General features: G+C 40.0%; 32 protein-coding genes and 2 pseudogenes. 26 read left to right on the top strand and 8 right to left on the bottom strand.

Annotated elements, in window-relative coordinates:
* The first annotated feature begins 7 nt into the window (after positions 1-7).
* The gene (opp4C, locus tag BkAM31D_RS19610) at positions 8-922 is read left to right on the top strand and encodes an oligopeptide ABC transporter permease (protein WP_066158208.1); all 915 of its coding nucleotides are present in this window, start codon (positions 8-10) and stop codon (positions 920-922) included.
* Between the two features lie 55 nt (positions 923-977).
* Here opp4C and BkAM31D_RS19605 read toward each other — a convergent pair whose 3' ends face one another.
* Positions 978-3737, bottom strand: coding sequence for a LysM peptidoglycan-binding domain-containing protein (locus tag BkAM31D_RS19605; RefSeq protein WP_180319881.1), 2760 nt, complete (start codon positions 3735-3737; stop codon positions 978-980).
* A gap of 99 nt (positions 3738-3836) precedes the next feature.
* The gene (locus BkAM31D_RS19600; RefSeq protein WP_066161159.1) at positions 3837-4235 is read right to left on the bottom strand and encodes a secondary thiamine-phosphate synthase enzyme YjbQ; all 399 of its coding nucleotides are present in this window, start codon (positions 4233-4235) and stop codon (positions 3837-3839) included.
* Positions 4236-4306: 71 nt separating this feature from the next.
* Here BkAM31D_RS19600 and BkAM31D_RS19595 point away from each other — a divergent pair, with 71 nt between their 5' ends.
* Positions 4307-5290: a nuclease-related domain-containing protein gene (locus tag BkAM31D_RS19595; RefSeq protein ID WP_066161157.1), complete on the top strand. Its 984-nt coding sequence runs from the start codon at positions 4307-4309 to the stop codon at positions 5288-5290.
* A gap of 569 nt (positions 5291-5859) precedes the next feature.
* Here the strand turns inward: BkAM31D_RS19595 and BkAM31D_RS19590 are convergent.
* A complete protein-coding gene (locus tag BkAM31D_RS19590) occupies positions 5860-6498 on the bottom strand; it encodes a YigZ family protein (protein WP_066161110.1) in 639 nt (212 codons plus the stop codon).
* A 220-nt stretch (positions 6499-6718) separates the two neighbouring features.
* Between BkAM31D_RS19590 and BkAM31D_RS19585 the strand changes: the two genes are divergently transcribed.
* The 5 genes and pseudogenes from BkAM31D_RS19585 to BkAM31D_RS23745 all read left to right on the top strand — a co-directional run bounded on the left by BkAM31D_RS19585 (position 6719) and on the right by BkAM31D_RS23745 (position 10187).
* Entirely contained in the window at positions 6719-7852 is a 1134-nt protein-coding gene (locus tag BkAM31D_RS19585) for a sensor histidine kinase (protein ID WP_084372546.1), read from the top strand.
* Positions 7853-7909: 57 nt separating this feature from the next.
* Complete coding sequence (locus tag BkAM31D_RS19580; RefSeq protein WP_066161102.1) at positions 7910-8611, top strand: response regulator; 702 nt, start codon at positions 7910-7912, stop codon at positions 8609-8611.
* A 152-nt stretch (positions 8612-8763) separates the two neighbouring features.
* On the top strand, positions 8764-9624 hold the full coding sequence (locus tag BkAM31D_RS19575; protein ID WP_066161099.1) for a DegV family protein: 861 nt from the start codon (positions 8764-8766) through the stop codon (positions 9622-9624).
* Positions 9625-9713: 89 nt separating this feature from the next.
* Positions 9714-9926, top strand: a pseudogene (locus tag BkAM31D_RS24980) (hypothetical protein); the annotation flags it as partial.
* 93 nt (positions 9927-10019) lie between these two features.
* Positions 10020-10187, top strand: coding sequence for a hypothetical protein (locus BkAM31D_RS23745; protein ID WP_157108293.1), 168 nt, complete (start codon positions 10020-10022; stop codon positions 10185-10187).
* Here the strand turns inward: BkAM31D_RS23745 and BkAM31D_RS19570 are convergent.
* The 5 genes from BkAM31D_RS19570 to BkAM31D_RS19550 form a co-directional block, all read right to left on the bottom strand.
* Positions 10165-11520 carry a recombinase family protein gene (locus tag BkAM31D_RS19570; RefSeq protein ID WP_066160511.1) on the bottom strand — a complete coding sequence of 452 codons (1356 nt, stop codon included), beginning with the start codon at positions 11518-11520 and terminating at the stop codon, positions 10165-10167. The two genes, BkAM31D_RS23745 and BkAM31D_RS19570, sit on opposite strands and share 23 nt — an antisense overlap.
* Positions 11517-12014: an ImmA/IrrE family metallo-endopeptidase gene (locus tag BkAM31D_RS19565; RefSeq protein ID WP_066160507.1), complete on the bottom strand. Its 498-nt coding sequence runs from the start codon at positions 12012-12014 to the stop codon at positions 11517-11519. Before BkAM31D_RS19565 ends, BkAM31D_RS19570 begins: the two co-directional genes overlap by 4 nt.
* A 78-nt stretch (positions 12015-12092) precedes the next feature.
* Positions 12093-12485 (bottom strand): hypothetical protein, encoded by a 393-nt coding sequence (locus tag BkAM31D_RS19560; protein WP_066160504.1) that lies wholly within the window; start codon positions 12483-12485, stop codon positions 12093-12095.
* The gene (locus BkAM31D_RS19555; protein WP_066160501.1) at positions 12469-13050 is read right to left on the bottom strand and encodes a hypothetical protein; all 582 of its coding nucleotides are present in this window, start codon (positions 13048-13050) and stop codon (positions 12469-12471) included. The genes BkAM31D_RS19560 and BkAM31D_RS19555 overlap by 17 nt, the downstream gene beginning before the upstream one ends.
* 47 nt (positions 13051-13097) lie before the next feature.
* Positions 13098-13466 (bottom strand): helix-turn-helix domain-containing protein, encoded by a 369-nt coding sequence (locus BkAM31D_RS19550; protein ID WP_066160499.1) that lies wholly within the window; start codon positions 13464-13466, stop codon positions 13098-13100.
* A 157-nt stretch (positions 13467-13623) separates the two neighbouring features.
* Here BkAM31D_RS19550 and BkAM31D_RS19545 point away from each other — a divergent pair, with 157 nt between their 5' ends.
* The 19 genes and pseudogenes from BkAM31D_RS19545 to BkAM31D_RS19460 all read left to right on the top strand — a co-directional run bounded on the left by BkAM31D_RS19545 (position 13624) and on the right by BkAM31D_RS19460 (position 23591).
* Positions 13624-13863 (top strand): helix-turn-helix domain-containing protein, encoded by a 240-nt coding sequence (locus tag BkAM31D_RS19545; RefSeq protein ID WP_066160496.1) that lies wholly within the window; start codon positions 13624-13626, stop codon positions 13861-13863.
* Positions 13864-13903: 40 nt separating this feature from the next.
* Entirely contained in the window at positions 13904-14107 is a 204-nt protein-coding gene (locus BkAM31D_RS19540) for a hypothetical protein (RefSeq protein WP_066160493.1), read from the top strand.
* 3 nt (positions 14108-14110) lie between these two features.
* Positions 14111-14308, top strand: coding sequence for a hypothetical protein (locus BkAM31D_RS19535; protein ID WP_066160489.1), 198 nt, complete (start codon positions 14111-14113; stop codon positions 14306-14308).
* Complete coding sequence (locus BkAM31D_RS24545; RefSeq protein WP_257391601.1) at positions 14284-14409, top strand: hypothetical protein; 126 nt, start codon at positions 14284-14286, stop codon at positions 14407-14409. Before BkAM31D_RS19535 ends, BkAM31D_RS24545 begins: the two co-directional genes overlap by 25 nt.
* Positions 14410-14563: 154 nt before the next feature.
* Positions 14564-14902 (top strand): hypothetical protein, encoded by a 339-nt coding sequence (locus tag BkAM31D_RS19530; RefSeq protein WP_066160486.1) that lies wholly within the window; start codon positions 14564-14566, stop codon positions 14900-14902.
* On the top strand, positions 14880-15677 hold the full coding sequence (locus tag BkAM31D_RS19525) for a Rha family transcriptional regulator (protein ID WP_066160484.1): 798 nt from the start codon (positions 14880-14882) through the stop codon (positions 15675-15677). Before BkAM31D_RS19530 ends, BkAM31D_RS19525 begins: the two co-directional genes overlap by 23 nt.
* Positions 15678-16230: 553 nt before the next feature.
* Positions 16231-16530 (top strand): annotated as a pseudogene (locus BkAM31D_RS24905) (sporulation initiation factor Spo0A C-terminal domain-containing protein); the annotation flags it as partial.
* 5 nt (positions 16531-16535) lie between these two features.
* Entirely contained in the window at positions 16536-16823 is a 288-nt protein-coding gene (locus BkAM31D_RS19510; protein WP_066160474.1) for a hypothetical protein, read from the top strand.
* 15 nt (positions 16824-16838) lie between these two features.
* Positions 16839-17057 carry a hypothetical protein gene (locus tag BkAM31D_RS19505; protein WP_066160471.1) on the top strand — a complete coding sequence of 73 codons (219 nt, stop codon included), beginning with the start codon at positions 16839-16841 and terminating at the stop codon, positions 17055-17057.
* Positions 17058-17059: 2 nt separating this feature from the next.
* The gene (locus BkAM31D_RS19500; RefSeq protein WP_066160468.1) at positions 17060-18583 is read left to right on the top strand and encodes an AAA family ATPase; all 1524 of its coding nucleotides are present in this window, start codon (positions 17060-17062) and stop codon (positions 18581-18583) included.
* Positions 18580-18732 carry a DUF6906 family protein gene (locus BkAM31D_RS24010; protein WP_169801169.1) on the top strand — a complete coding sequence of 51 codons (153 nt, stop codon included), beginning with the start codon at positions 18580-18582 and terminating at the stop codon, positions 18730-18732. Before BkAM31D_RS19500 ends, BkAM31D_RS24010 begins: the two co-directional genes overlap by 4 nt.
* Positions 18733-18744: 12 nt before the next feature.
* Positions 18745-19599, top strand: coding sequence for a phage recombination protein Bet (gene bet / locus BkAM31D_RS19495; RefSeq protein WP_066160466.1), 855 nt, complete (start codon positions 18745-18747; stop codon positions 19597-19599).
* A 4-nt stretch (positions 19600-19603) separates the two neighbouring features.
* Positions 19604-20131 carry an HNH endonuclease family protein gene (locus BkAM31D_RS19490; RefSeq protein WP_066160462.1) on the top strand — a complete coding sequence of 176 codons (528 nt, stop codon included), beginning with the start codon at positions 19604-19606 and terminating at the stop codon, positions 20129-20131.
* Positions 20128-20880, top strand: a complete 753-nt coding sequence (locus BkAM31D_RS19485; protein WP_066160459.1) for an MBL fold metallo-hydrolase — start codon at positions 20128-20130, stop codon at positions 20878-20880. The genes BkAM31D_RS19490 and BkAM31D_RS19485 overlap by 4 nt, the downstream gene beginning before the upstream one ends.
* Entirely contained in the window at positions 20877-21200 is a 324-nt protein-coding gene (locus BkAM31D_RS19480; protein ID WP_066160456.1) for a hypothetical protein, read from the top strand. The genes BkAM31D_RS19485 and BkAM31D_RS19480 overlap by 4 nt, the downstream gene beginning before the upstream one ends.
* Before the next feature lie 17 nt (positions 21201-21217).
* A complete protein-coding gene (locus BkAM31D_RS19475; protein WP_085449831.1) occupies positions 21218-21592 on the top strand; it encodes a DUF4373 domain-containing protein in 375 nt (124 codons plus the stop codon).
* A complete protein-coding gene (locus BkAM31D_RS19470; RefSeq protein WP_085449830.1) occupies positions 21592-22056 on the top strand; it encodes a conserved phage C-terminal domain-containing protein in 465 nt (154 codons plus the stop codon). Before BkAM31D_RS19475 ends, BkAM31D_RS19470 begins: the two co-directional genes overlap by 1 nt.
* Entirely contained in the window at positions 22034-23326 is a 1293-nt protein-coding gene (locus tag BkAM31D_RS19465; protein WP_066160450.1) for a replicative DNA helicase, read from the top strand. Before BkAM31D_RS19470 ends, BkAM31D_RS19465 begins: the two co-directional genes overlap by 23 nt.
* A complete protein-coding gene (locus BkAM31D_RS19460) occupies positions 23319-23591 on the top strand; it encodes a hypothetical protein (RefSeq protein WP_066160447.1) in 273 nt (90 codons plus the stop codon). Before BkAM31D_RS19465 ends, BkAM31D_RS19460 begins: the two co-directional genes overlap by 8 nt.
* Positions 23592-23594: the final 3 nt, after the last annotated feature.

Raw genomic sequence — 23594 nt, 5'->3', positions numbered from 1 at the left:
CGACTTCATGAGTGTACAACCACAATTCCAACATGGACCTGAGGTGAAAGACAATCAAGTTCTCGGCGAACGTCGCTCCCTCATCTCCATCATTGTAACGAAATTTTTTCAAAATAAATTAGCCGTTATCGGGCTTGTGATGCTAACGTTGATTACGCTCGCCTGTGTATTTGCACCCGTGATTGCTCCCCATGATCCGGCGTATCAAGATTTGCGTAACCGTCTAGCAGAACCAAGTGCTGTGCACTGGCTCGGTACCGATCATCTCGGTCGTGACTTATTTAGCAGGATGCTCTATGGCGGGCAAGTATCCTTATACGTCGGCTTTGCCTCGATGTTAGGAGCCGTTACGATCGGAGCGGTCATCGGAGCCATTGCCGGATACTTTGGCGGTCTCGTTGATGCCTTCTTAATGAGGATGGTTGATGTCATTCTCGCGTTCCCGAATATTTTCTTATTGATCACTCTAGTTGCGCTATTAGATCCGTCGATTAATATATTAATTTTAGTCTTCGCCCTACTAAGCTGGACAGGAACGGCCCGTGTCGTTCGCGGGGAATTTCTAACTTTGAAAAAAAGAGAATTTGTCCTCGCATCGAGAACAATTGGTATGTCCAACACGCGCATTATTTTTGCACAAATTCTACCAAATGCTTTAGGCCCGGTTATCGTAGCCGCTACGCTTGCAGTTGGAAACTTTATTCTAGCGGAATCAGCCCTTAGCTTCTTCGGGCTAGGAGTCCAGCCGCCGCATGCGTCATGGGGCAACATGCTAACTGATTCGCAAAGCATCACGATCTTTCGAACAGCCTGGTGGTATCCAACCTTCCCAGGAATGTTGATTTTGATTACCGTCCTGTGCTTCAACTTTATTGGAGATGGATTGCGAGATGCACTTGATCCACGTGTTGTAGAGAAGTAGTAGAACAGCGGCCCGTTTTGAGCCGCTGTTCTTTTTTGGTGGGAGCTAATCTCAATTAACGCAAGCCTGCTGCACGCTCGACCTGAGCTTGGTGAGTCGCATCGGCACGTCCATCGACATGTCTCGTACTGTTTGAAAAATACACATCAAAGTGACCAGTGATTCCATTATTACGAATGTACTGGACATCATGAGGCATGAAACTCATACTCGCTGCGAGCCTGCGTCCATCAACTTCTAAAAGGATCGCACGAGGAGTCCATGAAAATCCTCCCCAAATGGAACGTGCAATGTTCGTATCATTCACCGTAAGCGTTTCGCAGTCGGCGTGATTAGCTCCAATTGTCCGTTTAATATGAAAACTCTTTCCCGTAGCGATATCCGTTACTTTCGCTGTTTTTCCAATAGGGAAAACATATTGAGCCTCGGTCCACCAGTCTAGCAGCTCTCCATGACTCGGACTTTTGACCGGCTTAACGGCAATGTGATGGACGGGAATAGTCAATTGTTGTCCGATCGAAAGTCTACTGGAAGTCGTTAAGCGATTGACTCTAAGTAACTCACTTTGAGGAATGCCGTATTGCACACTTAAATCCCAAATCGTATCACCGGAACGAACCGTGTGAGTTTTATATGAAAGGGAATTTAAGCTTGTTTGTGTTGGCGCATTTAGTCCTTCTGCAATCGTCAAACGCTGTCCAACTTGAAGCAAGTCGGACTTTAGGTGATTCGCTTGGCGAATAGAATCAACCGTGACATTAAACCGGTTCGCAATGGTAGATAAGGAATCCCCCGCAACGACGGTGTACGTAAATGTCTTACGTACCTCTGTTTGTTGAGGTGGTGTGCTGTTTGGAATGTTGAGCACTTGCCCGACGCGCAAAAGATCAGAACTCAAGCCATTAGCAGAGCGCAAGTCACTGGTCGAGACGCCATGCCGAGCAGCGATGACGCTAAGGCTGTCACCAGAGACGACGGTGTACGTCGATGACACAGGTTGAACAGGAGAGCTCGCCCCATTAGGAATGTTGAGCACTTGCCCGACGCGCAAAAGATCAGAACTCAAGCCATTAGCGGAGCGCAAGTCACTGGTCGAGACGCCATGTCGAGCGGCGATGACGCTAAGGCTGTCGCCGGAGACGACGGTGTACGACGACGACACAGGTTGAACAGGAGAGCTAGCCCCATTAGGAATGTTGAGCACTTGTCCGATACGCAGAAGGTCAGAAGTCAAGCCATTAGCAGAGCGCAAATCACTGGTCGAAACGCCATGTCGAGCGGCGATGACGCTAAGGCTGTCGCCGGAGACGACGGTGTACGTCGATGACACAGGTTGAACAGGAGAGCTCGCCCCATTAGGAATGTTGAGCACTTGCCCGACGCGCAAAAGATCAGAACTCAAGCCATTAGCGGAGCGCAAGTCACTGGTCGAGACGCCATGTCGAGCGGCGATGACGCTAAGGCTGTCGCCGGAGACGACGGTGTACGACGACGACACAGGTTGAACAGGAGAGCTCGCCCCATTAGGAATGTTGAGCACTTGCCCGACGCGCAAAAGATCAGAACTCAAGCCATTAGCGGAGCGCAAATCACTGGTCGAAACGCCATGTCGAGCGGCGATGACACTAAGGCTGTCGCCGGAGACGACGGTGTACGACGACGACACAGATTGAACAGGAGAGCTAGCCCCATTAGGAATGTTGAGCACTTGCCCGACGCGCAAAAGATCAGAACTCAAGCCATTAGCGGAGCGCAAATCACTGGTCGAAACGCCATGTCGAGCGGCGATGACGCTAAGGCTGTCGCCGGAGACGACGGTGTACGTCTTTGCTTGACTAGTTTGCGGGCTAGTTAAATTAGGCGAAAGGTTCGCTCCAGGAATGACAAGCCTTTGTCCAATTTGAAGGGTATTGCTTGTTAGATGATTGGCTTGTCGGATTGCTTCAACTGTCGTATCAAATCGGCTTGCAATAAGAGATAAATGATCACCAGCTACGACGGTGTACACTTGATCAGTCGGCTGGATTTTAAAAGTCGGCTCTTGATTTCCGCTGTCTGAAGGAATGGCTAGTACTTGGCCGGCACGAATCAGATCAGAAGATAAGTGATTCGCTTTTCTTATAGCTTCCGTCGTTGTCCCGTATTGACGCGCGATGACGGAAAGGCTGTCACCTAACTTGACGGTATAAGTGTCTGTTTTTTGTGCAGGCTGAGATGTACTCGGACGATTGTTGTTTACCATTGTTGGGATCACGAGTGTCTGGCCAATTCGCACCGTATCGCTTGAAAGATGGTTGGCTTCGCGGAGAGCAGCTGTTGTTGTGCCGTAATTTCTAGCTAAAATCGATAAGTATTCTCCGACTGCTACAGTATGGAATGCTTTTGGGATAATGAGACGTTGACCTGGCTGGACGATATCAGAAGTTAAGTGATTGGCTCTTTTTATCAACTCAACCGTTGTGTTGAACGTTCTTGAGATCGTCCAGAGCGAATCTCCAGGACCAGCCTCGTAGAAAATTGAATTTGCTTGCACTGTAGCATCACCGTTGCTAGATTGTGCAGAAACGGAGCTTGTTGCATAGGGAATAGTCGTGAACAATAACCCACTGACAACAACACGGACGACAGAAACTTTGATTGTTGGATAATGGTTATCGATTATTTTTTTACATGAAAGAAGAAACGTCTTTTTCGTTCCTGTGTCGCGATCTAACTCACTCGCAAATTCGAAATCGTGCGGATCTAGATGAACCGTTAAGGCAAACTGTTCATCAGGTGAATCAAGTCTCGTTAGCTGGTGTTTTATCATTTCCATGTTCATCACACCTCTTTTGGAAAACAAAGTCTGTGGTAGTATCTCCTTTAGAGGTGAATCTATGTAAAATCAGAAAAAAACTCCACAAAAGCAGTGGAGTTACTGAATGACTTTTACATGGAATTTTCGATGACGTGGTCCATCAAATTCACAAAAGTAAATGCCTTGCCATGTCCCGAGTATGAAACGCCCGTTTGAAACAATCAGGGTTTGCGCATGCCCAACCGTACTTGTTTTCAAGTGTGCCGCTGTGTTGCCTTCCATATGTAGATCTTTCGGATGCTCCCAAGGATATACCTCATCTAGTCGTCTAAGAAAATCTGTTTTTACATCTGGATCTGCATTCTCATTGACGGTAATACCAGCTGTCGTATGAAGGGAAGAGACGACTAAAAGCCCGTCACGAATGTGTTCTTCCTGTAGCCAACGCTCAATCGTTGAAGTAATATCAATCATTTCATCTCGCTGGTTCGTTCTTAACTGAAATGTTTTTTCCAATGTAAACAACCTTTCTATGGAGGAGTTTTTATCTATTTTATCGTATTAGTATAGAAAAAGGGAGTGATGTGATGGGCAATAAAGAACGAGAAATCTCACTTTCCATTGAAAAATTACGAGTGCTAGTAAAAAGGCTCCCAGTGACCCATCCTAAATGGTCAGAACTACAAACGGACCTTGAGAAGCGGCTCGCCGGTGATAACGGTGAACATTCTCTAGAGTATCCGCTAAGCTTTTTAGCAAAAGAAGCTTACAAAGTGAAGCAGAGTTTAAGGTTGCAGCATGAACACTATTATTTTCAAATGGACTTTTTAGTAATATCAAAGAAATTTTTCGTAGTGATAGAAGTGAAAAACATGAAAGGAGAGCTGTTCTTTGACCAGCACTTTAAGCAGCTGATCCAGAAAGTGGAAGGGAGACAAAAAGCGTACCCTGATCCATTGATTCAAGTAAACCGACATAAGTCATTGTTACAAGGATGGCTCTCCCAAAATCAATTTGCCGATCTTCCTATTATCCCCCTCATTGTCATCAGCAATCCTCATTCTCTCATCCGTACGAATATGGACCCTGAAGTCTTAGCGCAAAAAGTCATCCACCGTGACGCCCTTCCGGAAAAAATCAATCTCCTAGATCAAAACTTTCAAGAAGACATTCTTTCTGAAACCGAACTTATAAGGTTAGAAAACCTATTAATAAAACACCATACCCCACTCGATCCCAAGATACTAGTAAAATATCAAATCAATCCTTCTGAATTATGCCACGGAGTTCTCTGCCCAAAATGTTCAGTAGGACCTTTACTGAGAATTTACGGAACTTGGTACTGCAAGAGATGCCAATCAAAGCATAAAGACGCCCACATTGAAGCATTAAGAGACTACGCACTTGTCATCAATTCCACAATTTCGAACCGCCAAGCCCGCTCCTACTTACAAATAGATTCCGATTCTGTCGTCAAACGACTATTAGCTAAAATGAACCTACCTTATAAAGGCGAAAAGAAAGGCAGAGTATATGACCTATCTTCTTTGCGCACAGGCAAGAGGAATTAATCATATATGCTGCGGAGGAGAGAGAAGCCGAGATGGGTCGCTGATAAAAAGGGGAGTGCGCCGAAAAGAAGAGAGAGGACGCCGAAAAAAGCCGAGAACCCGCTGAAAAAAAACGAGAAGCCGAAAAAAAGAGGAGGACGCCGAAAAGAGTAGGAAAGTCGCCGAAAAGAAGAGAGAGGACGCCGAAAAAAGCGGAGAACTCGCTGAAAAAAAGCGAGAAGCCGAAAAGAGTAGGAAAGTCGCCGAAAAGAAAAGAGAGGACGCCGAAAAAAGCGGAGAACTCGCTGAAAAAAAGAGAGAAGCCGAAAAAAAGAGGAGTGCGCCGAAAAGAGTAGGAAAGTCGCCGAAAAGAAAAGAGAGGACGCCGAAAAAAGCGGAGAACCCGCTGAAAAAAAGAGAGAAGCCGATAAAAAGAGGAGTGCGCCGAAAAGAGTAGGAAAGTCGCCGAAAAGAAAAGAGAGGACGCCGAAAAAAGAGGAGAACCCGCCGAAAAAAGCGGAAAACTCACAGAAATAAGCGAAAACCCGCCGAGAAACCTAATACTCTCGCCGAGTCTCCGCCTCCCCGCCTTACTTCACATCTACTTCCAGATATACCTCCGCACCGCGTTTCAGCGCAGCTTGGCCGTTTGTGACATTCGTGATCCATTCTTCAAATGCGTCAAGTTGGTCTATTTCTACGTATGTTTGAACATCAACTTGTTCGAGGTAGTCAATTCCTTTTAATTGGTAAGGAGATTCACGCAGGGCATGTTCGACTTTGCCGAGCCAGTGATAGTCGACTTGTGTGTGGACGACTTGGACGAGTGTGCGTTTGACGACGCCGACTGCGTTTAAGCCTTCACTGACCGCGCTGCCGTATGCGCGGATAAGACCGCCGGCGCCGAGTTTGATGCCGCCGAAGTAGCGGGTAACGACGACAACGGTGTCTTTAAGGCCGCGTTTTTTCAATACTTCGAGCATCGGGACGCCAGCGGTGCCGCTTGGTTCGCCGTCGTCGTTTGCTTTTTGAATTTCATCGCGCTCGCCGATTAAGTATGCGGAGCAGTTGTGATTGGCGTTCCAGTGTTCTTTTTTGATTTTTTCAATAAAGGCTTGAGCATCTGCTTCGTTTTCGACTCTATTAAAAAAAGCGATAAACCTAGACTTTTGCACGATCATTTCGTGTTCTCCAGGTCCTTTTACCGTTTGGTACGATGAGAGTGCCATAAGATCCTCCTTCTTTTTTCACAGTTTTACAAAACTTAGACATCTGTATGTAATAAAGCTATGATACGATAGTCGTGTTACAGCTCAAAAAACCAACACTTACTAGATTTGATTTGAAAGATTAAAGGTTATTTGTTCAAGAATGTTGTAAAATAAGGATAGCGAAAATTATTTTACTTGGCAAATAGAGTGTTTATGTTTTAAGAGGTTGGTGGAGGGCTTGACGGACATGAATTTTTTAGATGATATTATTGAGCAAACCTTAGGGACAGTAGGGGATAGTCGAGAGCAAATTTTCCAAATTGGAGAACAATCTAGGTCTGAATTAGAGGCTTTGGAAAAAGAACTCGTGGAAGTTCGTTTGAAAGTGGCTACGGTTATCGAGAAATCGGACCGAATACAGTTGCATGCGAAGTTTGCTAGAAACCGATTAGTTGAAGTGAGTAAAGCGTTCGAATCTTTTTCGAATGAAGAAGTACGTGAAGCTTACGAGCAAGCAAATGATTATCAAATTCAACTGGCGGTACTCAAACAAGAAGAAATGCAACTACGAGAAAAGCGTGATCAGATTGAGAGAAGGCTTGTTAATTTACGCGATACTGTTGAAAGATCAGATCAGCTTGCTGGACAGATGTCGGTTGTCTTTAATTTTCTATCAAGTGATTTAAAAGTTGTCACAGATGTAATAGAAGATGCAAAAGAGAAACAAGCATTCGGACTGAAGATCATTGAGGCGCAAGAAGATGAGCGAAAGCGATTGTCGCGGGAAATTCATGATGGACCTGCCCAGATGATGGCTAATGTCATGCTTCGCTCTGAGCTAATTGAACGAATTTACCATGAAAAAAGCGCTGAAGAAGCGCTAGAAGAGATACGCTCTTTACGAAAAGTAGTTAAATCCTCCCTTGCAGAAGTCAGAAGAATCATCTATGACCTGCGTCCGATGGCGCTTGATGACCTCGGTTTAATCCCTACGCTATCCAAATACTTAAAGACATTTGAGGAGCACAACAAGGTTGCGGTTGAGTTTAGGCATTTTGGAAGAGATGTTCGTCTTCCTCAGCATTTTGAGATTGCCCTTTTCCGCCTCGTACAAGAAGCAGTACAAAATGCCTATAAGCATGCGGAGCCGAGAGAAATACAAGTGAAAATTGAAATCAAGCCAACAAAGGTTATAATGATAATAAAAGATGATGGCAAAGGCTTTGAACCATCGATTAAAAAAGAAGGGTCTTTTGGTCTGATAGGGATGAGAGAACGGGTCAATATGCTCAAAGGTGAAATCGATATTCAATCTAAGCCGAAAAAAGGCACTATCGTTGCAATTGGTGTCCCATTAACGAATTCTAATTAATAGAGTAACGAATGAGTTATAAGTTCAAATTACCGTTTTAGCGGAGAGGTGAAACCCATGAATGAAGGTAGCAAAATTAAGATCGTCATTATCGACGACCATCAATTATTTCGTGAAGGTGTAAAACGTATTTTATCAATGGAATCTAATTTTGAAGTAGTTGCGGATGGTCACGATGGCTCGCAAGCATTGGAGCTTGTGAAATTGTATCGTCCAGATGTGATCTTGATGGATATTAATATGCCAGAAATGAACGGGGTCGAAGCGACGAAGGAATTAGTCAAAGCGTTCCCGAATATTAAAGTATTAATTTTATCGATTCATGATGATGAGTCGTATGTCACACATGTATTAAAAACAGGTGCATCTGGTTACTTGCTGAAAGAAATGGATGCTGATGCTTTAATTGAAGCTGTGAAAGTTGTCGCTTCAGGTGGCGCTTATATCCATCCGAAAGTAACTCACAATTTAATTAAAGAATACCGTCGTCTTGCTAAAGAAGATGATCTTCATGAAGAGTCGATCGGCTATCGTGAAGTTGAATACCGTAAGCCGCTTCATATTTTAACGCGTCGTGAATGTGAAGTGTTGCAGCTGATGACAGATGGTCAAAGCAACCGTGCGATTGGTGAAACACTGTTCATTAGTGAAAAAACGGTCAAGAACCACGTGAGTAATATTTTACAAAAAATGAATGTCAACGACCGTACGCAGGCGGTAGTCGAAGCGATTAAAAAAGGCTATGTAGTAGTTCGATAAGGAGAAAGAGAGAAATGACAAGCGCATTTCTCTCTTTTTTAGGCCAAGCTGTTGTCGTCAATGACTTGAAAGCCTGATTATTTCGATGTACATTAGATAGTAGAGATTTCCTATTGAACTACAATAGAGAATAGAAAAGCGAGGAGCTATTCATGAAGAGAAAAGTTGCGATTGTAACGGATAGTACCGCCTACATACCAGAGGATATTCGCAAGGAATATTCAATTGAAATGGTTCCTTTAAACGTCATTTTTGGCAGTGACTCATTTCAAGAAGAAATCGATATAACGACTGAAGAGTTTTACGATAAAATGATGAAGGCAGAAGAACTTCCAAAGACGTCACAACCGGCAATTGGAACATTCGTCAGCTTGTTTGAGAGATTAGCAGAAGAAGGTTTTGAGGAAGTCGTCACGATTCACCTCTCAAGCAAGATTAGTGGAACCTATCAAACCGCATTAACAGCAGCAGATATGGTAGAAGGCATCAAAGTAAGTGGATTTGATACAGAAGTGAGCTGTTCCCCTCAAGGCTACTATGTTTTAGAAGCGGCCAAGCTAGCAGAAGCAGGAGCGGGAGCAGGCGAGATCATCGAGAAGCTTACTTATATGAAAAAGACAGCTAAGGCCTATTTCATGGTCGATGATTTAAACCATTTACACCGTGGCGGACGCCTATCAGGTGCTCAACTTGTTGTCGGCAACCTCTTGAAAATTAAGCCGATCCTTCACTTTGAAGAAGGCAGCATCGTTCCGTTTGAAAAAGTTCGCACGGAAAAGAAAGCCTTAGCACGTATTGTAGAACTGCTTGAGCAAGATGTAGCAAAAGGCGGAAGCTATTATGCTACGGTGATTCATGCCAACCGTCGTGATGGAGCGGAGCAATTAGCAGAGACGATTAAAGAACGTTTCCCAGATGTTCAAGTCGAGATTAGCTATTTCGGTCCAGTTATCGGCACGCATCTAGGAGCAGGCAGCTTAGGCCTATCCTGGCAAAAGTATTACGGAGAGTAAGTACAATGAAATGCGAACTGCTACGTGTCTTAAGTGGAGAATGCGTAGCAGTCGTTAATTCCCCATACAATCCCCCATAATAAATCGAGGTGATCCCCATCGAACCGATTGTCTCTGACTTTCTCACTGGTAAACGATTGCTTAGATCAGAACTGCCATTCACCGATCAACAACTTACCAATTCTGCAATCCGAACGGAGGCAGCACTTACGTATCACAACAACCGTCCGTTCTGCGTTCGCTGTGGAAACAACGATCCAACGCTATTTGGCAAACATGTTTGCGCTCGTTGTCAAAAGGAGTGCCACTACTGCCGCCATTGCCTCCAACTTGGCAAAGTGAGAAGCTGCGAACAGCTTTACTACTGGGATGATCAAGCAGATCAATTTCCTCTAATGAAAAACACTCTAACGTGGCAAGGCGAACTGTCCTCAGGTCAAAAAGAAGCTTCTGATGCTGTCATTCAAGCGATTGAACAGAAACAGAAACTGCTCGTATGGGCCGTTTGCATAGCGGAATATGAAAACGGAGAAAAAAGCATCAGAAGACCCAATCAATTCTGATGCTTTCACCTTCTATGATGATGTTGTCAATAAGTTTCTGAATAACAGCCTGACATTCTTTAAATTCTGCATTTTCAAGGATAATGGCATATTGGTTTAGTTTTCTTGATGAAAACTCCGAGGTAGTATCCATTTCTTGTTTGTTTTTTTTATTAAGCAGTTCCTCTTTCTCACTGTTCAAATTATTTACTTGCTTTTCGAGGAGTTCCACGTTAAATTTACCCTCTGCGTACAAAGCAATAAGTCGCTCAATTTTTTCATCTGTCCGTTTAATTAATAAATCGTAATTGATTAGCTCCTTTTCCTTCTTATCGTATTGCTTATTCAACGAGAGCTTTTTTATTTCACTTTTGATTAGGACATCCAACTTCTTTTGATTCCAAGTCTTATTCATGCATTTTTTATCATATTCAGAAGGGAATCTCCTTGCTCTACAAGTGTAGTATCGATATTTAACAGGGCCTCTTTTTGTTTTGTCTGTTGATTGATAAGTCATATAAGGTTCGCCGCATTCGCCGCAAGTTATTAATCCACTTAATAAGCTCGCTTTGGCCTTATTAGCATTAAAACCTTTGTGTCTGCTCAATAAAGACTGAACTCTTTCGAATTGATCCTTACTTATTATGGAATCGTGCAAACCCTTGTAGAACTTCCCAGCAAAGCTTACTTCGCCTATATAAAGTCTATTCGATAAAATATCCCTGTACCTTCTAAAACGCCACACGGGTTCTCCTATAGATTTCAAATACTCTTGCACTTTAGTGATGGAATGATATCTTTCATAAAGGTCGTAAACGAGTTGTATATGTCTTGCTTCTTTATCGTTTATCTCAAGGACGCCATTTTTACGAATATAACCACTTGGATCATGGTTGCCTCCCATTCCTCTTAAACCCTCCTGAGCTCGCTTTATATGCCCCATACGCATACGTTCAGCAATAGTTTCCCTTTCAAGCTGCGCAAAGACAGATAATATCCCAATCATTGCTTTTCCAAAAGGAGTGGAGGTGTCTAGTGTTTCCGTCACAGATACAAAATCAACGTCATTCTTCAAAAAGTGCTCTTCGATTAAATCCAGTGTGTCACGTTGAGACCTGGAAAGTCGGTCTAATTTATAAACTACTACCGCTTTAAACTCACTTAAGTTAGATAGCATTTCTTGTAGTGCTGGTCGATCGGTGTTAGCTCCTGAATATCCTCCATCAATATACGTGTTATAAATAGTCCAGCCTTTCGCCTTACAAAAGGCTTCGAGTCGTTCTCTTTGTGATTCTATACTGTAGTTCTCGACCTGTTCTTGTGTTGAGACACGAATGTATATGGCTGCTTTCATATTGTTCCTCCCTTTGCTATAATCCTGCTCACAGCACTGTATTTTATACGTTCTAATCGATCCGTGACTAGAGTGGTGGTAACATTACATGATTCTGAAATGTGGAAAACTACTTGCTCATCATGAATATCGAATAGTTTTAACATATGAAACGGAATAGCGGCGTAACGAGTAAAATTAATTGAGTCATGCTCTTGCAGCTCTCGAAAAGCTTCAGGCATCATCATTCCTGCTTGCCAACCTACATGTCGTAAAAGGTGACAGAGTTCATGGAAAAAATCTTCTCTTTGCTCTTTTTTAGTTTTTCGGCTATCAATTGTAATTGATTTAAATCGTCCGTTTTCATAAGAACTTGATGGTATCGGTTTGTAATACAGATAAATCCCTAGTTTTTGAGCGATGACCTGTTCATCTATTTCACTTGGCAAATAAATACCTAAGCGCTTATAAAGTATATAAATCCAGGTCTCTAAGGGAGTAGGGTAATACAACATATTGACCACCTCTTTTTACCTAATTATACAAACGCGTGTTCGTAATTACAATAAAAAGAAAAAGCCCAAAATTTGGGCTTACAATAATCGTAACAACGCTACGGTTAAGGCGACAATTGATATACCTGTACCTATTAACCACTTTATCATGTCAACGTTATTTTTATGAAGAGCGCTATTAAGATCGTGTTTTAAATCAGCGTTCTTAGCTGCAATAATGAGGTCCATTCTCTCTGGTAGGTTGTCAATTTTAGAAGTAAGGTTTGCAATGGCGATCTTATTATTAACTGCATCATCTTCCACTTTTTTTAGGCGATCTTCAACAGACATTCCTTCACCACCCTTGCTAACTTTTTGGTTAATACTATTATAATCAACTTGATTGTCCCTGTCACTTGCATCCCTTGATACAACTAACGAAATCACCTCGTTAGTTGATGTTACTCTTTGTAACTTATTGTTTTGGTCCATAATGTTTCACACTTTCCAAGCATCTCAACAGTTCTTTTTCTATGCGTTTAAATTTTTCAGTTGCTACATGATCACTAAAATGAGACATCTCATTAATAGTCTGTGACAGCAACCCTAATGCCATGTCTACTTTTTGATTGTAGTTCATATTCACTCTAACACTCGCCCCATCCGATCTGACTAATTCTATTAAGAATCGTCCTGAATTATCAAAAGTATTGTTAAGTTGCATAAAACCCATCGGGTTAGCGAATTGATTGTAAGCTCTCGTTATTAAGAAGTTATGCTTTGATTCAAAAAGTTTTAATTCGTAATACACATCTAGGTTCTCAATATGATCTCGATAGTAATCTACTTTGGAGTCAAGGATGTCTAAGAGAAAATTATAAGTTTGTTGACCGAATATCGGGACAAAATAATTGTCCCTAAAGAAATTTAACTCCTTATTTATAACATCTGATCTTTCTATTCTGGCTAGTTCATCCGAGATTTTCTTTAAAACAAGCTCTTTCGAAATAACCTTATCAAGAAAAGCTTTTAATCCCTCTAAATTTAATTTATCCATTACTACCTCCTAAAAAGACACGCTTATATTGGTTGCGTGTCTTGTTGTCATTTATTCTTATTCTCCTGAGCAGCCTTAAACCGTAAAAATTCTAAGTGCTTTCTTAATTCCTCAGCCTCTTCAGGCGTAATATTGTCCATATCTTTGAAGAATAGGTTTTCTTCTTTTGATTTTTGTTTAGGTAAAGTTGATTCGATATTGTATGTAGGTTTATCAGTTCTACCTAGTAGATAATCAGTTGTCACCTCAAAGAAATCAGCTAACTTACGGAGGGTTTCAGAATCGGGTTCACGTCTTCCTGATTCATATCCTGATAAGGTGTTGTTTTTCACTCCGATTTTTTCAGCAACATATTTTTGAGCTAATCCAGATCGATCTCTGAGATATTTTATACGCTTGCCTAATACTTCACTCAAACCTTATCTCCTCCTTTCTTTCTAACCTTATTTTACTTTGGATTCGCGTATATTGAATAAAAAATCGCAAAAAGCGAAAAATAATATTGACATTCGCGAAATGAGAATTTATTATTGAGTTAAGTTAATCGCGTTTCGCGAATGAGGTGGTGATAACATGGAACATCGTATTGGTTTGCGGTTAAAGCAAATTAGAAACGAGAAGGGAATTAAACAGTCTTTCGTTTCTAAGAAATTAGGATTTAAGCACTCCTCTAGCCTATCGGATATCGAGAGTGGAAGAAGAGGAATTGCCGCTGAAAAAATTCCGATTTTAGCAGAAATTTTAGGTGTTGAAATTGAAGAGCTTTTTTTTGAGAAAAAAATTCGCGATTCGAGAACAAATAACACTGCATAAACTTCATAGATACTTATTTTGTGCAAAAGGAGTTGAAATCATGATCAAAATCACAGGAATCAAAGTAGGTAATTATCCTATTAAGGTCCCTCAAGGTTTATCTGAATTAGTTCACCAAGCAAATGCCTGGGCTATTCCTAAGGAAGAGAAGGTTGATGAAGAGTACCATCGTCAAATCGTAATGGATAAAGGAAGGTTATCTACTATTCTCACAAGGAAAGAAGATTTTAAAAAGGAGGCGTGATTATTGGTGAAAAACATCGATCATCGAATTTCGTATTATCTTACGAAGGTTGCTCAGAAATTATCAATTCATCCATCAAGGAAACAGCCGAAATCTTATACGTATCGTAATGATCGATTAATGCTCTATAAGAAATTAATGCATAGGCAGATTGAAAAGGAGATGAGAAAAGATAAATGGATTTTTACCAGCAGATGCTAATTGAGGCGTTATCTAATGTGGAACTGTTATCTGTCAATCGTACAGAGGAGATTGATTTATTATTTAGAGCTTACTCTTTACCGATGTACCAAGAAGTGTAATCCCTCTTCGGAGGTTTTCTTTTTACCCCTGTTGCGAAATTTGTCTATCAAATAGCGTCAAAACACCATTTAAAATGTCGAGTTAACTCAAATGGGACAAAGGTGCGACATTAATCTTAAAAACTATGAAAATATGTCGAAGGAGAGCGAATCTATGAAACAATCATTGTCATTTAGTGTTAAAGAAAGAGAGTTAGTTGTTGAGGCTATGGAGATTTATCGCAATCGTTACGAAGGTGTTGGTCAAATGCGTTTCGATTTAATTCTTAGCAAGGCGCAGCAAGGTGTTAGTGAATTTGACAGTGAGGAAATGTCTTACATAGTACAAGCCCTTACTGCTTATGCAAGATTCAAAAGCTTACTACCTGATTCAAACAAAGAAGTTGATTACAGTGAGTTAGCAAAATTTGTGAAAGATGCAAACAATGATTTTCAAATCAAGCATATGCCGGTCAAGGAGGTAAGTTCATATGTCCAATCTAGTATTCATTGAAAACGATCGAGTTGTCACGGATAGTCTTACGATTGCTGAAGTTTTTGATAAAAGGCATGCTGATGTACTTCGTGACATTGAGGTTCAACTTGAGAAATTGAATGAAGCAAATGAAGGTAAATGGGGGTTGAGCAACTTTGCGCAGACCCAATATCAACACCCTCAAAATAAGCAATGGTACAAGAAATTCAATATGTCAGAAGATGCATTTGCCATTATCGCAATGAGTTATGTAACGCCAGAAGCAATGAAGATGAAGGTGAAATTCCTAACTGAATTTAAGCGGATGAAGGAAGAACTACAAGCTAAGCTCCAACCAAAATCTCAAGCCGAAGTCATTGCAATGCTTGCTCAATTCAATGTAGATCAGGAGCGTCGTCTTGTAGCTGTTGAAGAACAATTAGACAAGACTTCTAAAAAGCAAGATAGCATCACTGAAATTTTAAGTCTTAATCCAACTGAATGGCGTAAGAAAGTTACCAACCTTTTGAATAAGATCGCTCAAAAATTAGGTGGGTTTGAAGCGTATCGCAATATTAGAAATCAAAGTTATGAGCGTCTTGAGGATAGAGCTAGATGTGATCTATCAATTCGTTTAAAGAATAAAAGAAGCAACATGGCATTAGAAGGAGCTTCTAAATCAAAGATTGAGAAAACTAACAATCTTGATGTTATTGCTGGTGACGCAAGGTTAACGGAAATTTACTTAGCTATTGTAAAAGAAATGGCCATTGAATATGACGTGGCTATCAGTCAATTAAATGAGGGGGCTTAAATTATGTTCTATATAAAAGCGCAACTTACTGATGATATTCAAATTAACGTAGACATCTATGAAGATCAAATTTTCACGAAATGTCCTGATTGTGAAGTTGAGATTCAAGCTGATAACGATCTTCTAATTAGTGTCCTGAAGGATGGGGATCTTAGTTCTACTTCAATAATTTGTGAACAGTGCACTAGAACCAGAAAAAAGAATGGTAAAAAACTATGAATCTTTCAGACGAAAAGAAAGTTGTGATAGGAGCGTTAGCAACAGCACTATTTATTGGAATCGTACTTATTCGAGAATTAATTATTTATTGAAGGGAGAACTGCAAATGAACACATTAAATGATTTGCCGTTTAAAAATGAAAATGAACTCGTTCGGTTTGTTATGCAGGAATTAGGAAGTATACAAACATTAAAAAATGAGGTGTTGGAGCTAAGAGGAGAATTAGAAGCCTTAAAAAAACCTAACGCTAATCCAAAAGCAGAGAAAAAATCAAGTCTAGAGCAAGATTTTATAGAAGTGAGAATTACAAATATACTTCAAGATTTAAGGATTCCCGCAAGTTTAAAGGGTTATCACTACCTTAGAGAAGCGATTATGATGGTCTACTTTGATATGAACCATTTGGGAATGATGACGAAGCACCTTTATCCATCGATATCTAAAAAGTTTGAGACAACACCTTCGAGGGTGGAAAGAGCAATGCGACATGCTATCGAATGTTCATATGAATCACAGGAAAATCGAAGTTCTGCAATTTATAGGTTTACAACTTCAAGACCAACAGTAAGTGAGTTTATTGCTGCTATTGCAGATCGGCTGAGGTTAGAAGACGCAATTAATGAAAGGAGGTGAGAAAAGTGGATCGCAGAACATTTGCTTATATGGCTGATCGAGTGGAAAAATATCGAGCTGTTACTAACGAAATTTTAAAGTTAGAAAAACGTCTTGAACAAGTAATTGATGGTAAGAGTTTAAAATGTGTCAGATTGGCAATTGAATCTTCAAATATCGATGTAACACCTTGGGGTTTTGAGGGATTGAAAGATGTTTATGAAGCAAGAGTAGAAGCCGAAATGATCAATGCATTTGTTGATGTTACTAAAGCTGAAATTAAGCGACTAGAAAATTTAAGAGCAGAAATATAAAAAGGAGTGAAACGAATGGAGAAAGTAATTAAATCGGTTGGAGTTATAGGTTCCAATATAGATCAACGTCCTAACTATGATGTAGGTGAAGGGATTTATTATGGAGGTCCTGTAATAGCATACATTGTTGAAGAGGATAGTACATTTTTCTTTTTCGACAAAGAGGACAACCTCTTAATGGAGATCCGTAATTGTCCAGTAGTAGTTAGATACCAAATCGAAAGCGAGGAATAAGGATGTTAGTAAAAGTTATAAAGGTTGAAGCGAAGGGCTTTAAAAGCCACCAGGATCTTACTGTTAACTTTGGCGAGGAAACGAAGATCACTGGTGACAACGCTCAAGGAAAGTCTTCTTTATTAGAAACCCTTTCTTGGACATTATACGGCTTAAATCTATTTGGAGCAAAACTTGATCCTACACCAATAGGATATGCAACAACCGAAACTTTAGTACAAGTTCTTTTAGAAGTTGACGGAAAGAAATTGCTTTTAGGTCGCGGATCTAAAAAAGGGAAAGCTTCTTACTACGTCAATGAGGTACCAAGTAAAGCGAAAGAATTCAATGAAATTGTAGAGCAACTATTTGATAAAGAACTGTTTTTCTCTCTTTATAACCCTAATTACTTCTTCACGCTTCATTGGGAGAAACAACGTTCAATGCTTCTCCAATATGTTTCAGCACCAACTAACAAGCAAGTATTTAAAGAATTACCTGAGACTCAATCAGAAGTGCTTGCAACATTAGTTAAAAAGCATTCATTGGATGATCTAGCTAAGATTCATCGTGAGAACAAAACAAAGATGGAGAAGGCTCATATAGCGGCACAAAGTCGGACAAAGACATTAAATGAACAAATTAATATTCTTCTCGAAAACATTGGCGAAGTAACTCTAAGTAATGAGGAACTTGAAGCGAATGCGGAAGAGTTGAGACTTGCAATACTTGAAGCCGATAAAGTGCCAGCTCAAGCATTTGCTAAAAATAGCGAATACAACAAAGTGAAATCTGAGTTAGGCATGGTACAGCATCAAATCGATATGTCGAAAGAAAGGTTCCCTTCTTTGAAGAATGAACAAATTGAAGATACTTGCCGCACATGCAAAAGACCATTAGATGAAGAGGCTGTGAAGGCGGTAGAAGAAGATAAAAACAACCGGATTCAGGAATATAAAGCTAATCATAGCAAGCTTATTGAACGGAAAAAAGAGCTACAAACTCAACTGGATAGCATCGAAGTAATTGATGTAACAGAAGAACAACAAAAGGTTCGAGAGTTAGAAGCTAAACGTGACAAGGTAGCTGACAAAATTAGAACACATAAGCAACATGAGCAATTACTTACACAGGTAGAGGAAGCGAAGAAAGATGAGCAAGCCAAGTTAGAGAGCTTGAATGATTCGATCTTTATCCTGGACTCAATCAAAGCTTTTAAGGCGAAGGAAGCAGAATTACAAGGTGAAAAGGTTCAAGAGTTATTTAATACTCTCTCTGTTCGATTATTCGATAAACAGAAGAATGGAGAAATCAAACCTACGTTTGAAATCGAATATGATGGTCGTCCTTATAGCAAACTATCACTCTCTGAAAGTATCAGAGCAGGACTTGAGTTAAGAGAAGTTCTTAGTAAACAAAGTGAGATCGTTGCTCCAGTATTTGTCGATAATGCAGAAAGTATAACGTCATTTAAAGAACCAACAGGACAATTGATCATTTGTAAAGTGGTTGCTGGTCAAGAATTGAAGATTGAGGTGAGCGAATGAAAAACGGTAAACGTCCAACTCGCAAGCAGAAAGAAGCAATCAAACATTCAGGGTTAAGTCCTGATAAATGGTTAGTAAGTAAAGCGGATCAGGATCATTTACTTTTAGTTCATAGAGAAACTGGAACAACAAAACTTATTTATTCATAGGGGGAAATTATAATGACAAACGCATTAGTCAAAGCAATTTCATATGAGGTTAGTGGAGAGGTTATTGATCTTCAACCGGAAACAGTAAAAAACTATCTAGTTAGAGGTAATGGCAGTGTAACAGATCAAGAGATTGTCATGTTTATGAATCTATGTCAGTACCAAAAGTTAAATCCATTAATCAATGAAGCTTACCTAATTAAATTTGGTTCGCAACCTGCACAGATTATTGTTTCAAAAGAAGCTTTTATGAAGAGAGCAGAATCAAATGAAAAATTTGAGGGTTTTGAAGCAGGGATTATCTATGAATTTAATGATGAAATCAAACAAGTTATTGGAGCCGTTAAACCTAAGAAAGCTGAATTAATTGGTGGATGGTGCAAAGTATTTCGTTCGGACCGTAAGCAACCGATTGAAGTGCAAGTAAGTATTGATGAGTTCAGTAAAGGGCAGGCAACTTGGAAAGATATGCCCTTAAATATGATCCGCAAGGTAGCGATTGTGAATGCTTTACGTGAAGCTTTCCCTAACTCTCTTGGAGCTATGTATACGGAAGAGGAAGCAAATAAATCAAGTGATATTCCTGAGTATCAACCAAAAGAACGTAAGGATATTACACCTAATGAGCCACCTGCTCAATCGGATCAAGAAGTGGTTAAATCACCAATTGATGAAGCGAAAGCAAAAATGCAATCGTTGTTTGCGCAGTTAGGAATTGAAGGTAAGGAAGCCAAAGGTGAGTATATTTCCAAGAACCTTCCTAATGCTAGTAATCCACCAACATTACAAGAGCTTACTGGTTTGATAGCCATCATGGAAATGGATTTAGAACGTCGTCAATCTTTTGATGCGGATGAATTGGAGTAAGTCAATGAAAAACGAATATGAAGTTCGTGGAGATGTTACGGCGATATTCATTAAGTTTAAAGGGCAAATATTAGAAACTCTTATTGATACAACAGACTTGACGAAAGCACAAGAGTTTACAGGTACTTGGTATGGATGGAAGTGCCCAAAAACTAAAGGGGTATATGTTTGTGGTCAAAAGAAAATTAACGGTCATCGCACCAGTTTCCGCCTTCATCGGTGGATAACTGGTGTAGGCCCTAGTTTACAAGTTGATCATATTAACCATAACCCGTTAGATAATCGACAATCAGTAAGCTTAAGAATTGTTAATAACAGTCAAAATAACCAAAACAGAAAAGGTCCCTTAAAAAACAACAAAGCTAATTGTCTTAATGTTTACTTTGATAAATCCAGACAGAAATGGGCAGTTGCAATAACTTTGAATTATAAAAAGATTTACTTTAAACGATTTAATACTAAGAAGGAAGCAATAATAGCTGCAAAGATTAAGCGACCAGAGTTGCTTCCGTATAGCGGGGTTTTCATATGAAGGTTGATATTTTAGCTTCAGGGTCGCGAGGAAACTGTATAGCCCTTAGTTCTGGAACAAAGACCATTTTAATTGATGTTGGAGTAGCAAAAACAAAAATTGAAAAGCGACTATTAGAAGTTGGTATTCGTCCTGATCAAGTAGTTGCAATCTTTATCACTCATGCTCATGGAGATCACATTAAAGGTGTTCCATTAGCTAATAAATATAAGATTCCTATTTATGCCGGTGAAGGTGAATGGAGTTCAATTAAGGGTGTCGACGAGGAATTAATTCATTATGTTTCATCCGATCAGACAGTTCATGTAATTGATCAATTTGAAATTGATGCGTTCCCGGTGCATCACGATTCATATGAACCATATGGATATGCAATCTATGATTCTATTTCTAAAAAGCAATGTTCGATCTGTTTAGATACTGGAAAAGTGGATGATAACATGCTGCACTTCATGGGCGATTCAGATTACTACATCATTGAAGCTAATCATGAACCGAACATGGTTGAAGTGTCAGACTATCCAGTAAGCACGAAAGCGAGGATTCTAAGTCATATCGGGCATTTAAGTAATGAACAGACAGCAGAAGCCCTTAAACAGCTCGTAAGAGGGCGAGGAGAAAAGATATATCTAACACATCTAAGTAGTAAGAACAACTTGCCAGCACTTGCTGAAATGACTGTAATCAGGGCTTTAGATAAAAAAGGATTTAAGCAAGGTACACATTATCACTTGGAGGTAATCGAATGAAAATCAAAATGTTAAAAGGGAAAGCAAAGGGTGAAATTTTTGAAGCTCGCCCATTAAGAAAGTCTGTGTTGGATCCTAGACCATCATTTCAAATACTAGAAGGTTGCTTTATGGGAGAGATTGTTCCTTATGAATATTGCATCGAAATTGAAGAAAAAGAGTCTCTTTCAGATGATAAGTGGCACAAAATCACAACAGAAGTAGATGCCAAGCTAGCCCTCTGGATAGATGAAAAGTACGTTGGCAGTCCGGTAGCAGATAGAAAAGGTTTTTCAAAAGGTCTAGTTGATTTTATTAAAGAAGAGCTCTCAAAACGATAATGGACGGGTGAGGACAAATGGCAAGACCTACTAAAGAAGGACTCGAATACTTCCCGCTTGATACAGACATTGACCAAGATGAAAAGATAATTGTTGTTGTTGCTAAGTTCGGAATGCAAGGCTTTGGCGTGATCATTCGTTTGATGATGGAGATTTATAAGAATGGTTATTTTTATTCCTGGTCAGAAAAAGAGCAATATATCTTCTCGATGAAGGTGAAAGAGTCTGTTGAATTTGTAAATGAAGTAGTGGATGAGTGTTTGAAGTGGGGTTCTTTCATCAATCAAAATATGAGCAGTGTGGGGTCCTCACTTCAAAAGGGTTCCAGAAGAGGTATTTGCTTGCTGCCAATAGACGAAAGAGCGTTCATGTCAAACCAGAATACAATTTGATGGAAGAAGTATCTGATAACAATAACGAAGATAATGCTGACAATAACTTAGTAAATGTCGACGAAGTGTCTGCAAAAACCCCACAAAAGAAAAGAAAAGAAAGTAAAAGAAATAATATTTATGTCGAGGTTATATCCTATCTTAATCAAAAGACAGGGAAGAACTATAGCCATAAATCAGCAGCAAATCAGAAATTAATTAATGGACGTGTTTCAGAAGGAAGAACATTTGAGGATTTCATTCGTGTAATAGATATCAAATGTGAACAGTGGATAGATAATCCGAAAATGAGCGAATACTTAAGACCTGCTACATTATTTGCGCAAAAGAACTTTGAGAATTATGTAAATGAAAAATTAAAGCCTATATCACAAAAGCAATCTGACCCGCGTGATTACGAAATTGCTTTAAATAAATGGATAGCAAACGGTGGTGATCCTGATGAATTTGATTACGGCAAATGATATTAGCGCTGAACAGTCTGTTCTTGGTGCTGTGCTCTTAGATTCAAATGTACTAGATGAAATTATTTTTTTAGAAGAACGTGATTTTTCGAGTAAACAGCACCAGCAACTTTTTCGAGTTATTAAATACTTAGACGAGCAAAACAAACCGATTGATCTAATGACCGTTGTCAATGAGTTTAATCAGTTCGGACAAGTTGATGAAATGGGTGGCGTACAGTATTTAGCTAAGTTAACAGATTCTTGCCCAACTACTTCTAATGCTTCTCATTACGCAAAGATTGTACGTTCAAAAGCAGTTAGACGTAGGGGAATGGAGTTAGGAAGAAAGATTGAACATCTTTCCCAAGAAGATTTCGCAACGGATGAAGAGTATTTCTCCGCTGTTGAAGAGTCAGTTGAACAGATTCGACCTCAAAACACTGGTGAAATGGAAAGCTTAAAAGAAATGAAAGAAGGATATTTCAAGCACTTAACAACCCCTGTCAGTCGTGTAGAAACTGGATTTGGGCAGTTTGATGAATGGTCCAATGGTCTTGGGCGAACAGATTTATTTATTTCAGCTGGTAGACCGTCGATGGGTAAGACAGCGATGCTACTGCAACGAATTAGAGGGATTTTGGACAATCAGAGTTCAGGCGTTGTGTTGTTATGGTCACAAGAAATGTCAAAGTATCAGATCTTAGACAGGTTGATTTCAAGCGCAACCGAGATTAAATACCCTAAGATCAACCAAAAGAAACTAGATGATTTTGAATTCGAAATAGTCAAGGTTATGTATGAAAAGCTGGAACAAAAACCGTTATTCATTCGTGATGCTGCTGGTGTCACCATTCAAGAGGTTCGATCAGTGGCAAGACAGTTTAAAAGGAAATATGGAAAGATTGATCTTATTGCAGTTGATTATTTGCAAATTATGAACATCCCGAAAGAAAAGGGAGAAACTCGATCAGAAGCAATTGGTAAGGTCACTGGAATGGCTAAAAAGATAGCGAAGGAAATGGATTGTCCATTCATGCTTCTTAGCCAAATGACTCGTGAATCTGAAATGAAGAAGAAACCTACATTAGCTGATTTAAAAGAATCAGGAAGCATAGAGCAGGATGCAGATGTAGTTGAGTTTCTTTGGGAAAAGCCTGACGACACTATGAGGGGTGGTAAGGTAGTCCAACAATTTATTGCTAAAGGTCGCAACATTGGTATCAATGAATTTAGACTGTTCTTCCGTGGTTACATTCAGAAGTTTAAGGAGCTGAGAGAAAATGAGTAAAAAGATAGAAACCCTTGAACAAAGAAACAAAGCCCTTGAATGGATGGTCAAAATGGCAGAGCACCCTCTTGATCCAGTCAATAAAGATGAAAAGACCAAAAGGATTTATGAACTTACATCTGCACAGGTGCAAGCTTTTAATGAAAAACTTTATAAAGGTAGTGAATTTCCTTCTGAGATTCCTCCTGAAGAAAAGAAACCAGAGCCGATTGCTGAGAAGCAACCAGAGAAACCTAATCAAGATCTTAGCGGTTGGTTGGATTGAGGT

The sequence above is a fragment of the Halalkalibacter krulwichiae genome (assembly GCF_002109385.1).
In the GTDB taxonomy this organism is placed as follows: Bacteria; Bacillota; Bacilli; order Bacillales; family Bacillaceae_D; genus Halalkalibacter; species Halalkalibacter krulwichiae.
The sequence above is the reverse complement of the archived record's forward strand: the minus strand, read 5'-3'. Positions and strand labels throughout refer to the sequence as shown.